General features: G+C 36.2%; 10 protein-coding genes. All 10 read left to right on the top strand.

Annotated features, from left to right (window positions below; translation table 11 throughout):
• Window positions 1-152: 152 nt before the first annotated feature.
• The 10 genes from gcvT (at window position 153) to DLK05_RS02405 (ending at window position 12,574) form a co-directional block, all read left to right on the top strand.
• Window positions 153-1,256: a glycine cleavage system aminomethyltransferase GcvT gene (gcvT, locus tag DLK05_RS02450; protein ID WP_127342398.1), complete on the top strand. Its 1,104-nt coding sequence runs from the start codon at window positions 153-155 to the stop codon at window positions 1,254-1,256.
• 424 nt (window positions 1,257-1,680) lie between these two features.
• Window positions 1,681-2,757, top strand: a complete 1,077-nt coding sequence (gene serC / locus DLK05_RS02445) for a 3-phosphoserine/phosphohydroxythreonine transaminase (RefSeq protein WP_127342397.1) — start codon at window positions 1,681-1,683, stop codon at window positions 2,755-2,757.
• A 139-nt stretch (window positions 2,758-2,896) separates the two neighbouring features.
• Window positions 2,897-3,820 (top strand): 3-phosphoglycerate dehydrogenase, encoded by a 924-nt coding sequence (locus DLK05_RS02440; RefSeq protein ID WP_127342396.1) that lies wholly within the window; start codon window positions 2,897-2,899, stop codon window positions 3,818-3,820.
• 108 nt (window positions 3,821-3,928) lie between these two features.
• Complete coding sequence (locus DLK05_RS02435; protein ID WP_127342395.1) at window positions 3,929-5,179, top strand: DUF1015 domain-containing protein; 1,251 nt, start codon at window positions 3,929-3,931, stop codon at window positions 5,177-5,179.
• Between the two features lie 190 nt (window positions 5,180-5,369).
• Window positions 5,370-7,793, top strand: coding sequence for an ABC transporter permease (locus tag DLK05_RS02430; RefSeq protein ID WP_127342394.1), 2,424 nt, complete (start codon window positions 5,370-5,372; stop codon window positions 7,791-7,793).
• Window positions 7,794-8,085: 292 nt separating this feature from the next.
• Window positions 8,086-8,697, top strand: a complete 612-nt coding sequence (locus DLK05_RS02425; protein WP_127342393.1) for a TetR/AcrR family transcriptional regulator — start codon at window positions 8,086-8,088, stop codon at window positions 8,695-8,697.
• 7 nt (window positions 8,698-8,704) lie between these two features.
• Window positions 8,705-10,003, top strand: a complete 1,299-nt coding sequence (locus DLK05_RS02420) for a TolC family protein (protein ID WP_127342392.1) — start codon at window positions 8,705-8,707, stop codon at window positions 10,001-10,003.
• 6 nt (window positions 10,004-10,009) lie between these two features.
• Window positions 10,010-10,903: an HlyD family secretion protein gene (locus DLK05_RS02415; RefSeq protein ID WP_127342391.1), complete on the top strand. Its 894-nt coding sequence runs from the start codon at window positions 10,010-10,012 to the stop codon at window positions 10,901-10,903.
• 1 nt (window position 10,904) lies between these two features.
• Window positions 10,905-11,831, top strand: coding sequence for an ABC transporter ATP-binding protein (locus tag DLK05_RS02410; RefSeq protein WP_127342390.1), 927 nt, complete (start codon window positions 10,905-10,907; stop codon window positions 11,829-11,831).
• Window positions 11,828-12,574, top strand: a complete 747-nt coding sequence (locus tag DLK05_RS02405) for an ABC transporter ATP-binding protein (protein WP_127342389.1) — start codon at window positions 11,828-11,830, stop codon at window positions 12,572-12,574. The genes DLK05_RS02410 and DLK05_RS02405 overlap by 4 nt, the downstream gene beginning before the upstream one ends.
• The last annotated feature ends 12 nt before the right edge of the window (window positions 12,575-12,586 follow it).

Raw genomic sequence — 12,586 nt, 5'->3', positions numbered from 1 at the left:
TTGACGAATGCAAACGTTATCTGAGAAAAATTTTTACATTTGCAAAATTAGAACAAAGACCTAAATACAAACAGATTTATTCCTTGGCGAAATCCATCTCTGTTGTTCTTGGTTTTGAATACCCGGATGGTTTGCCTTAAATACAAAATACGATGAAAAGAACAGCATTTACTAGCTTTCATGAAGAATTAGGCGCAAAAATGGCGTCTTTTGCCGGGTATAATATGCCTATTGAGTACACTGGAATTAAAGACGAACATCTTTGTGTTCGTGAGAAATTAGGTGTTTTTGATGTTTCACACATGGGAGAGTTTTGGGTGAAAGGTGCAAAAGCCTTTAATTTTGTACAGAAATTAACTACGAATGATGTTGCAGCTCTTGCAGATGGAAAAGTACAATATACTTGCTTTCCAAATGGTAATGGCGGAATTGTTGATGACTTGTTGGTTTATCGTTTTGATGAAGAAACTTATTTATTGGTAGTAAATGCAGCCAATATTGATAAGGATTGGAATTGGTGCTGTAAACATGCTGAAGAAATGGGCCTAATAGTTGGGACTGAATTGTATAATGCGTCTGATGAAATTTGTCAATTGGCAGTTCAAGGTCCTTTAGCATTAAAAGCGATGCAAAAAATAGTTGATGTTCCTGTTGAAGATATGGAATATTACACTTTTAAAAAGTTAAACATTGCAGGTATCGAAAATGCTATTTTCTCAACTACAGGATATACCGGTTCTGGAGGATGTGAAATTTATGTATCAAATGAGGATGGAGTAAAACTATGGAATGCTGTGTTCGAAGCAGGTAAAGAATTCGGAATTCAGCCAATTGGACTTGGTGCTCGCGACACACTTCGTTTAGAAGTTGGTTTCTGTTTGTATGGTAACGATATTGATGATGAGCATTCTCCTATTGAAGCTGGTTTAGGTTGGATTACCAAATTTGTTGATGGAAATGATTTTATCAATCGTGATATTTTTGAAAAACAAAAAGCTGATAAACCTCAACGCAGACTAAAAGGTTTTGAAATGATTGATCGTGGAATTCCACGTCATGGATATAAAATTGAAGATGCTGAAGGAAATGAAATTGGTGAGGTTACTTCAGGAACTATGGCTCCAATGATTGAAAAATCAGTTGGTATGGGTTATGTCAAAAGTGAATTCTCTAAGCTGGGTTCAGAAATCTATATTCGTGTTAGAAAAAAGGCGCTAAAAGCTAAAATTGTAAAAATTCCTTTTTACAAAGGATAATTCTCAAAAAAATAAATCAAAAAGCAGATGTATTATTTATACATCTGCTTTTTTTATTGCAGAATTTAGACCGGATTATTAGCATAAATTAATATTTTTGTAGCTATTAATTTTTTAGTTCAATTAATTTCTAATCTGAAGATGATTTATTTGAGTCAATTCTTTTAATAATATAAACAGGAATTTGATCAATTTTCATTTTATCTTTTCGAGTAGAATTTTGAGCTAGATATTTAAATTAATTCTGTGGGTTAAATTTCTGTATTTCAGAACGTAGATATTAATCTATACAAAGGGGGAAGAGATGTGAATTTATTTGTTGCAAAACATAGAAAATTAGAAATAAAATCACCTCTAAATAAATTTTTATTTGCAAATTTGCCTCAGGATATGGAATAATACAAAAATTTAAAACGTTTGAAAAATGAAAGTACACAACTTTTCTGCAGGTCCTTCAATCCTTCCTGATTTCACAGTTGAAAAAACTGCTGAAGCAATTCATAATTTTGCTGGTACTGGTCTTTCTGTAATGGAAGTATCTCACCGTAGTAAAGAATTTGTTGCAGTAATGGATGAAGCTCAGTCTTTGTTTAAAGAATTATTAAACATCCCAGAGGGATATTCAGTATTGTTTTTGGGTGGAGGCGCTTCTACTCAGTTTTGCATGATACCTTACAATTTGTTAGGAAAGAAAGCCGCTTACTTAAATACTGGTGCCTGGGCGAACAAAGCTCAAAAAGAAGCTAAACTTTTTGGTGAAGTAGTAGAAGTTGCATCGTCAAAAGATGCAATCTATAATTATATCCCAAAAGGTTATGAAATTCCTGCTGACGCAGATTATTTCCACATTACTACAAACAATACTATTTATGGTACCGAGATCAAAGAAGATATGGATATCGACGTTCCTTTGGTAGCTGATATGTCTTCAGATATTTTTTCTCGTCCGGTGGATGTTTCTAAATATGTATTGATCTATGGTGGAGCACAAAAGAACCTTGCACCTGCAGGTGTTACTTTTGTTATAGTAAAAGATGAATTTCTAGGCAAAATGGAACGCGAAATTCCTACTATGTTAGATTACAGAACTCATATTAAAGGTGGTTCCATGTTTAATACACCTCCCGTTGTTCCTGTATTTGCAGCTTTGCAAACTTTAAAATGGATCAAGGCACAAGGTGGTGTTGCAGCAATGCAAAAGATGAACGACGAAAAGGCTGCGGTTCTTTATAATGAAATTGATAGAAATCCAATGTTCAAAGGTACTGTTGTAAACAAAGAAGATCGTTCGATAATGAATATCTGTTTTGTGATGACGGAGGAGTATAAAGAATTGGAAAAAGATTTCCTTGATTTTGCTGTATCAAAAGGAATGTCTGGAATTAAAGGACATCGTTCTGTAGGCGGATTCCGTGCTTCAACCTATAATGCTTTACCAAAATCAAGTGTGCAAGCATTAGTTGATTGCATGAAAGAATTTGAAAGCATTCACGTAAAATAGTTAGATTTAGATAGGCAGGACTAGGAATACTTTTCCTGCTTTTCGTCATTCAGTGCATGAGGAACGACTAAAGTAATTCTGATTGAATTGCTTCGATTTGGCTGGCAATGACATTTTATTAATTTAAATATCAAATAAAATGACAAAAGTATTAATTGCAACCGAAAAGCCTTTTGCTCCTGCCGCCGTTAATGGTATCAGAGAAGTTGTGGAAGGCGCAGGTTATGAATTGGTTTTGTTGGAATCTTATACTGATAAAGCTGACCTTTTAGCAGCAGTTGCAGATGTTGACGCTATGATAATCAGAAGTGACAAAGCAACACGCGAGGTTATCGAAACTGCTAAAAATCTAAAGGTAATTGTTCGTGCTGGTGCAGGATACGATAATATCGATCTTGAAGCTTGTACCGAAAAGGGAATAGTTGCCATGAACACTCCAGGGCAAAACTCCAATGCTGTTGCAGAATTGGTTTTGGGAATGATGGTATTCTTTGCAAGAAATGGATATAATGGTAAAGCAGGTGTTGAACTTCGAGGAAAGAAAATTGGAATTCACGCCTATGGTAATGTAGGACGCTATGTTGCTACCATAGCCAAAGGATTTGGTATGGAGGTTTATGCATTCGATCCATTTGTAGCAAGAGAGAAAATCGAAGCTGATGGGGTAAAAGTTGTGACTTCTGTTGATGAATTGTATAGCACCTGTAATTATGTGTCTTTGCATATTCCCGCAAATGATAAAACTAAAAATTCAATCAATTACGATTTATTGAATAAGATGCCTAAAGGTGGAATTCTTGTAAATACAGCCCGTAAAGAAGTAATTGATGAGCAAGGATTGATGAAATTGATGGAAGATCGAAAAGATTTTGCTTATATCTCAGATATTGCTCCGGATTGTAAGGATGAAATTGCTGCCAAATTTGAAGGTAGATTCTTTTTCACTCCTAAGAAGATGGGTGCACAAACTGCAGAGGCGAATATCAATGCTGGTATCGCCGGAGCAAATCAAATTGTGAATTGCATCGAAAAAGGAGATGAAACCTACAGGGTGAATAAGTAATATTCAGAAAACAAGAGGAATATCATATTCTTCTTGTTTTCTTCCTTATATATTTGAACGCGATTCAAAAAATAATAATTAAACAACACAACAAAAACGTAACAGAAAATGGCTATTGTAAAACCATTCAAGGGCTTACGCCCACCAAAGGATATTTCAAAAACATTGGCTTCTTTGCCATATGATGTAATGAACTCAGACGAAGCAGCTCAAATGGTTGAGGGTAAAGAGTGTTCTTTACTACATATCACTCGTGCTGAGATCGACTGCCCTGAAGGAACAGATATTCACTCAAAAGAAGTGTACGAAAAATCTGTATCCAATTTTAAAATGTTTCAGGAAAAGGGATGGTTGGTACAAGATTCGGAAGCTAAATTTTATATCTATGCACAAACCATGGACGGACGTACTCAATACGGTATCGTTGGATGTGCTGCTTGTGAAGACTACAAAAATGGAATCATCAAAAAACATGAGCTAACTCGTCCCGATAAAGAAGAGGATCGTATGATTCTTACTCGTTATACCGAAGCGAATATAGAGCCTGTATTCTTTTCTTACAAAGCAGTACCAGAGATTGATGCAATTGTAGAAGGTATCGTTAAAAATAACAAACCTGATTACGATTTTGTTGCGGAAGATGGTTTTGGACATCACTTTTGGGCAATTAATAGTACCGAAACCAATAAGCAGATCGAAGAATTATTTGCTACTAAGGTTCCAGCTACTTACGTAGCGGATGGTCATCATCGTACAGCAGCCGCTGCAAGAATCGGAGACGAATTTGCTGCAAAAAATCCAAATCATACTGGTAATGAAGAATACAATTTCTTTATGGCAGTTCACTTCCCAGACAATCAGTTGAATATTATCGATTATAATAGAACGGTGAAAGATTTGAATGGCTTGTCTGAGGAAGAATTCCTTGAGAAATTAAACGAGACATTTGAGGTAGAGTGCATGGGCGAAGAAATTTATAAGCCAGCTAAATTACACGAATTCTCTATGTATTTGGAAGGTAAATGGTATAAGCTAAATGCTAAGCAAGGTACTTATGATGATAAGGATCCTATTGGTGTTTTAGATGTAACTATTCTTTCTAACCATGTTTTGGATAACCTTTTAGGAATTGATGATCTTCGCACTACAACACGAGCAGATTTTATTGGTGGAATTAGAGGATTGAAAGAACTACAGAAACGTGTAGATTCTGGTAAAATGAAAGTTGCTTTTGCTTTATACGCAGTTTCTATGCAACAATTAATTGATATTGCAGATACCGGTAATATCATGCCTCCAAAAACTACTTGGTTCGAACCTAAATTACGTTCTGGTTTGTTGATCCATAAGTTAGATTAATAGATCAATACATAAATAATTGAAAGAGATGTCGATAGGCATCTCTTTTTTTTGTTCGAAATCGAACAAGGTAGTACTTATTCGAACATTTTTGAATCTAGCGTTTTTTTGTAATGATTTGATAAATAATGCATAATTGTGTGTGGCATACTGATTGATAAACATAGGGAGTATTCCTAATTTCTTAATAATGATTAGTAATTTCTTTAAAGTAGCACTTCGAAATATGAATAAGTTTAAAGGCTACTCTTTTATTAATATTATTGGTTTAGCCATCGGCTTAGCTTGTGTATTTCTTATTTACCTATTCGTGCAGGATGAATTAAGTTACGATAGGTTTTATCTTCAATCTGAAAATATTTACCGCGTAGCAAATCGTGTTAAGATGGGGGAAAGAAAGATGGATGGAAATACCATTTGTGCCCCTTTTGCTCCAACAGCAATGGCCGATTTCCCGGAAATAAAAGAAGCCGTTCGGGTTCATTTTTGGAATAATGTACTTTTTAGCTATAAAGATCATCAGTTTGTTGAGGATAAGCTCTTGCGTACCGATTCTACATTTTTTAAAATATTTTCCCGACCATTTTTGTTTGGTAATCCTGAAAAAGCATTAAGCGAGTCTCACAATATTGTACTTACCGAATCAACTTCTAAAAGATATTTTGGAGAGAAGAATCCAATTGGAAAGGTTTTACGTTTAGGCGAGAAAAAACTCTATACTGTATCTGGAGTGGTAAAAGATGTGCCAGAAAACTCTCATTTTCATTACGATTTGGTTTGTTTGTTGAATTTAGAGCCGGAGGAAGAAGACAATTGGTTTAGTGATTACATGCAGGCTTACATCTTGCTTAAGCCTGGTACGGATTATAAAGTATTGGAATCCAAGTTCAATGATTTTATAGTTCGGCATATGGGTCCACGCTTAGTTGATGTACTAGGAATAGATCTGGATGCATGGCTGAAGATGGGAAATGAATTTAGCTATTATCTCGAACCGTTGGAGTCTATCTATTTGCATACCACTACAGAAGGGCAGATCGAACCTGTTGGCGATATTAAATATGTATATATATTTTCTGCTATTGCATTTTTTATCTTACTTCTGGCATGTGTCAACTTTTTGAATCTTACGACAGCACGATCGTTTACCCGCGCAAGGGAAGTGGGTGTTCGTAAGGTATTTGGCAGTACCCGTGGATTGCTTTTTGTTCAATTTTATGCCGAAACATTATTGGTTGCATTATGCTCTGGTGTGCTTTCCTATTTTTTAGTGGAACTCACTTTGCCTTATTTCAATCAGATTGCTCAAAAAAGTTTGACTTCATCTCTGCTTTGGGACTGGCATTATATCCTATTTGTGTTATCTGTAATTGTTTTTGTGGTAATTTTTGCTGGTAGTTATACTGCATTTTCTCTTTCGGGATTTCGTGTGATGAAGGTTTTGCGAGGCGAAGTTCAAAAAGGAAGAATAGGTAAGAAAATAAGAGCTTCACTAGTGGTTTTTCAATTTACTGTAGCCATTGTCATATTAATATCCACATTTGTGATTAAGGGGCAGGTAAATTATATGCAGGCCAAAAAATTAGGTTTCGATAAGGAAAGGGTACTTGTAGTTGATCGTGCATATACATTTGAAAAAGCAGAAAAAGAAAGTATTAAGGAGTCGCTAAAGAAATATACGGGAATAGAAGGAGTGTCATTTTCTGGTATGATTCCCGGAAGAGGAACGAATGGTTGGTCTATGTATCGCGAAGGAGCAAGCAACGAAGAGATGATTAACTTTCGTTTGATGAATGTAGATGAGGATTTTATCGATCTGCTTAATTTACAGTTATTGGATGGGCGTAAATTCGATAGGGACAGGCTGGCAGATACTGCTGTATTTATTGCTAATGAAGCAGCAATTCAAGCTTTGGGATATACAGATCATCCTGTTGGTAGATTTGTGTATAAGCCAAGTTTTCAGGGGCGCGGACGAACTCCTGTTGAAATTGTAGGAGTGGTGAAGAACTTTCATTTTGATTCAATGAAAGATAAAATATTGCCTTTGTTCTTGCATTATACTCCCAAGTATCATCAACGTTATATGTTGGTGAAACTGAAAGCAGACCATGTGATGGAGGGAGTGAAGATGGTGCAGAAAAAATGGGCAAAAATGACCAAAGGAGAACCCTTTGAATATTTCTTTTTAGATCATGATTTTAATAGCCTGTTTAAAGGTGAAATTCGGGTTGCTAATGTACTGCGATATTTTACTATACTGGCCTTTTTTATAGCCTTGCTAGGCTTACTGGGATTAGTATCATTTGAAATGCAACAACGGGTGAAAGAGATTGGAATTCGTAAAGTATTGGGTAGCTCAGAAATTAATCTGATTGTTATCCTAAGTCGAAATCTATGTTTAAGTGTTATTATAGCTAATATTTTAGCTTGTCCGATTACTTATTATGTCATGCAACGTTGGCTTACTAATTATGTGTATAAAATTGATTTTCCATGGTTTTATTTCATTATTGGTTTGATACTCTCTCTGATATTGGCTATTGTTACAGTTATTGGCCACTCCATGAAAGTTGCCCGTACCAATCCCATAAAATCACTAAGATATGAGTAATACGTAAATGTGATTTTTAAAATTCAATAAAGATATAAGCTTCTGTTTCACCGACAGGAGCTTTATTGTTTTAAAATTCATGGACATAAAATAAACGCCAGAGGTACTAGTAAATAGGTAGTTACTGTAGGGTGATTGCTCCTTGTTTTATAATATTTAACCACTTGGTTAAAAAAAATCCTATTTATTTTTGAATTAAAAAGTAATCGCATATATTTGCATCAACCAAATGGTTAATCTGTTTGGTCAATTTTTTGCTTTTCGTTTAACCATGTGGTTAAAAATTTAAATAATGGATAAAAAATCAGTTGAAACTCAGGAATTAATAATTAGAGCTGCCAAAAAGGTGTTTGCTAAAAAAGGATTGGCAGGTGCCCGAATGCAAGAGATTGCTGACGAAGCAGGAATTAATAAAGCTATGTTGCATTATTATTATCGAAGTAAGGATGGGTTATTTGAACATGTATTTCAGGAAGCAGTTATTAAGCTACTTAGACCAGTTGCTGCATTTTTAGCGGATGATTCTGAGCTTTTCCAAAAAATTCGCAACCTGTGTCGTCATTATTATTCTGTTTTATCTGAATACCCTTTTCTCCCCAATTTTGTAATGAATGAGGTTAATATGGCACCGGAAAGATTGTTGAAAATGATGGAAATTGAGGGATTTGTAGAGGCCAAAGAAAATACGGTCCAAAAGATTAATGAAGCTATTCAAAATGGAGTAATCAGATCAATAGATCCAAGAGATCTAATTTTAAATATTGTTAGTTTATGTGTTTTCCCCTTTGTCAGTAAGCCGCTTACCGAAAAATTACTTTTTGCTGGTGAGGATGTGGATGAATTACTAAAAAATAGAGCGGACAGGGTAGCAGATTTTATCATTGCATCAATAAAATTAAAATAATAAATATATGAGAACATATTTTTTGAAATATAGAAGTGTAACTCTTTTGATTGCACTCCTATTTTTTACTCAAAAGGGATGGACACAAGAGGCAGAGCTTAGTTTGGAGCAATGTCAGCAGGAGGTTCAACAAAATTTCCCAATAGTTAAAGCAAAACAACTTTTAGAACAAAGCTCAAGTCTTAATCTTGAGAATTTGAAAACAGGGTATTTACCTCAAATGTATGCCAATGGTAAAGCTTCCTATCAGTCGGATGTTACGGGAATTTCTTTGCCGGGCATCGATGCACCAAAAGCACCCAAAGATCAGTATAGCTTAAATGTAGATGTGGAGCAGCTGATTTATAACGGCGGTCGAATTAAAAGTCAGATGAAATTAGAGAAAATGGCTTCGGCAGTAGCTGTTCAAAATATTGAGGTACAGATGTACCAGCTTCGGGAAAAGGTGAATACCGCCTATTTTAGTATCCTGCTGATTCGAAAAAACAGAAACTTACTTAACGAAAAGGTAAAGACGATTCAGGCTCGTTTGGATTTAGTGAAATCGGCAGTCGCAAGCGGAAGTCTCCTGTTGGCAAATCAAAAAATTCTGGAATCAGAAATGTTGCTTATCGATCAGCAAATGCAGGAATTAGCAGCTGCTGAATCTTCTGCATTTGGAGTTTTATCTCAGTTAATGGGACGTGAATTGAAAGTGGACATGCAATTGAAGGAAATGCCCATTGAAGAAACTGAAATAAACAATTCAAGCCTGAGAAGCCGACCAGAATATCAATGGTACGATAAGCAGAAATTATTGCTCGATGAACAAATTAATTTAACGCATAAGAACAGATTGCCAAGCATTAAAGGGTTTGGACAAATGGGTTATGGAAATCCGGGTTATAATCAATTAACCGATCGTTTTGATACTTATTATATGATTGGAGCAAAGCTTTCCTGGAATATATTCGACTGGAAAACAAGTCGTAGAAAGCAAAAAAATTATAGTCTGCAAAAGGATTTGGTGACAACACAAGAACAGAGTTTTGTGCGTAGTCAGAATATAGAATTGGAGCAGGAAGCAAATAATATCAGCAAATTCAAGATATTATTGGTGAAGGATGATGCAATTATTGAATTACAAGAGGATATTAGTAAGAGTTCCGCCTCACAACTCGATCATGGAGTAATCACATCCAGCGATTATTTAGATGATTTGAATAAGGAAATTCAGGCAAAATTAAATCGGGAATATCACTTGGTGCAATTGCAACAATCAGTAGCCGAATACAAAAGAATTAAAGGATTAGCGTTAAAAAAATAAGGAGACATGAGAAATATATTTAAAATATCAAGCTTAGGAATATTGTTTTTGGCATTGTTGCCTGCATGCAATACAAATGAAAATGAATCGGATGCTTATGGAAATTTCGAAGCTGTAGATTATACTATTTCAGCGGAAAATAGTGGGAAAATATTACATCTAAATTTGGAGGAAGGAGATGTATTTACTCAAGCTACCGAAGTGGGAGTGATTGATACCACTCAGTTGTATCTACAGCGGGAACAACTCAAATCGCAACGAAAATCTATTGCAGCCGGAATCAAGAATATCTTATCCCGAATCGCCGTTTACGAGGAGCAAAAATCCATCATGGAAAAAGATCAGGCCAGAATCGATCAAATGTTCCGCGATAAAGCAGCTACGCAGAAAGATGTGGACGATATACACGGAAATATATTGGTAGTGCAAAAGCAAATTCAATCCGTGAAAACGGAAAATGCCAAAGTGTTTGGGGAATTGGAAAGCATCGATAGAAAGATGGATGCGATAAGCGATATGATTCAGAAAAGCAGAATTTTTGTACCCAAAGCTGCTACTGTCCTCGAAAAATATCATGAGACATATGAAATGGTGAATGCAGGAACTCCTTTGTTTAAGTTAGCTGATTTAAGAAGTCTGGATTTAAGGGTATATGTAAGTGGAGACCAGCTACCGGAAATAAAGCTCGGACAGCAAGTGAAGGTGATCATCGACAAACAAGGAGAGCAAGAACAGAGTCTTTCCGGAAAAATCACATGGATTTCTGCTCAATCAGAGTTTACACCGAAGATTATCCAGACTAAGAAGGAAAGGGTGAAATTGGTTTATGCCGTAAAGGTGAGAGTTGAAAACGATGGCAGACTAAAGATAGGAATGCCGGGCGAAATCAGATGGAAATAAGATGGATTCACATATCAGTATAGAAAATTTATCGAAATCTTACGGAGAGGTATTAGCGCTTCAGGGTGTTAGTTTGGAAATTAAGTCAGGAGAGCTATTTGGATTAATTGGTCCTGATGGTGCAGGAAAAACTACATTATTTAGGATTCTGACTACTCTTTTACTACCTAATACCGGTAATGTTTCTCTCTGTGGTTACGAGGTGGTTAAAGATTATAAGTATATCCGCAATTTGTTGGGTTATATGCCGGGGAGGTTTTCGCTTTATCAGGATTTGAGTGTGATGGAAAACCTTAATTTTTTCGCTACGGTTTTCAATACGCGTATTGAGGACAATATGGATATGATTCACGATATATGGGTGCAGATTGAACCATTTAAAGATCGTTTGGCAGGGAAATTATCTGGCGGGATGAAACAAAAACTGGCACTTTGCTGTGCTTTGATTCATCAACCAAAAATATTATTGCTGGATGAACCAACAACAGGTGTGGATGCTGTATCCCGGAGTGAGTTTTGGCAAATGCTGAAAGGTTTGAAAGCAAAGGGAATTACCATTGTGGTGGCAACTCCTTATATGGATGAAGCAAATTTGTGCGAGCGGGTTGCCTTAATTCAGGATGGAAAAATACTGCAAGTGGATACGCCTGCAGGTATTGTAAATCAGTACGAAAAAGATTTGTATGCCATTCATACTTCGGATATGTATCAGGCGATGCTTGATATTAGAGAATATCCTTCGGTTCATTCGGTGTTTGCCTTCGGACAAGTGTTGCATTACACGGATAAAAGGGATGCGTTTGAGGTAGCCGAATTGAAAGAATATCTGGTAAATAAAGGACATGAAGGGGTGAAGATAGAAAAGATTCAAGCGGTTATCGAAGACTGTTTTATGGCGCTTAGTCAGGAAAATAAACTGGAGCAATGAAAGACGAAAAACAAGTAATTCGGGTGCGGAATTTGTTCAAAAAGTTTGGCGATTTTACGGCCAATCACGACTTGAGTTTTGATGTGTATAAAGGAGAGATATTCGGGTTTTTGGGAGCCAATGGAGCCGGTAAAACTACAGCCATAAAAATATTGAGCGGACTTTCGTATCCCACTTCCGGAGAAATTGAAGTAGCTGGATTTGATGTTTATAAGCAACGCGAATTGTTGAAACGCAATATCGGCTACATGAGTCAGAAATTCTCACTTTATGAAGATTTAACGGTATATGAGAATATCCGGTTTTATGGGGGAATTTATGGTTTGTCCCGTAAGGAAATAAAGATGAAAGCCGATGAATTGCTTACCACATTGAATTTAGAACATGTCCGAAATAAGCGAATAGGGGAACTGCCTTTAGGATGGAAACAAAAACTTGCCTTTTCGGTTGCCATTTTGCACAATCCGGATATTGTGTTTTTAGATGAGCCTACGGGTGGCGTAGATCCGGTAACACGTCGCCAGTTTTGGGATTTGATTTACGAAGCATCCCGAAAGGGAATCACTGTGTTCGTAACAACACATTATATGGATGAGGCGGAGTACTGCGACAGGGTATCGATAATGGTAGATGGGAAAATTGAGGCGCTCGACACTCCTTCTGAACTCAAAAAACAATTTGAGGCCAAGGATATGGATGCTGTCTTCCTTCGTTTGGCACGAAATAGCAGCTATCAGGAATAGCGTTTAGAATAT

The organism is Ancylomarina longa (genome assembly GCF_003996985.1).
In the GTDB taxonomy this organism is placed as follows: Bacteria; Bacteroidota; Bacteroidia; order Bacteroidales; family Marinifilaceae; genus Ancylomarina_A; species Ancylomarina_A longa.
The sequence above is the reverse complement of the archived record's forward strand: the minus strand, read 5'-3'. Positions and strand labels throughout refer to the sequence as shown.

Bases quoted from the DNA above. Each gene is read 5' to 3' on its own strand.
- gcvT (WP_127342398.1), top strand. From the start codon at position 153: ATGAAAAGAACAGCATTTACTAGCTTTCATGAAGAATTAGGCGCAAAA.
- serC (WP_127342397.1), top strand. From the start codon at position 1,681: ATGAAAGTACACAACTTTTCTGCAGGTCCTTCAATCCTTCCTGATTTC.
- DLK05_RS02440 (WP_127342396.1), top strand. From the start codon at position 2,897: ATGACAAAAGTATTAATTGCAACCGAAAAGCCTTTTGCTCCTGCCGCC.
- DLK05_RS02435 (WP_127342395.1), top strand. From the start codon at position 3,929: ATGGCTATTGTAAAACCATTCAAGGGCTTACGCCCACCAAAGGATATT.
- DLK05_RS02430 (WP_127342394.1), top strand. From the start codon at position 5,370: ATGATTAGTAATTTCTTTAAAGTAGCACTTCGAAATATGAATAAGTTT.
- DLK05_RS02425 (WP_127342393.1), top strand. From the start codon at position 8,086: ATGGATAAAAAATCAGTTGAAACTCAGGAATTAATAATTAGAGCTGCC.
- DLK05_RS02420 (WP_127342392.1), top strand. From the start codon at position 8,705: ATGAGAACATATTTTTTGAAATATAGAAGTGTAACTCTTTTGATTGCA.
- DLK05_RS02415 (WP_127342391.1), top strand. From the start codon at position 10,010: ATGAGAAATATATTTAAAATATCAAGCTTAGGAATATTGTTTTTGGCA.
- DLK05_RS02410 (WP_127342390.1), top strand. From the start codon at position 10,905: ATGGATTCACATATCAGTATAGAAAATTTATCGAAATCTTACGGAGAG.
- DLK05_RS02405 (WP_127342389.1), top strand. From the start codon at position 11,828: ATGAAAGACGAAAAACAAGTAATTCGGGTGCGGAATTTGTTCAAAAAG.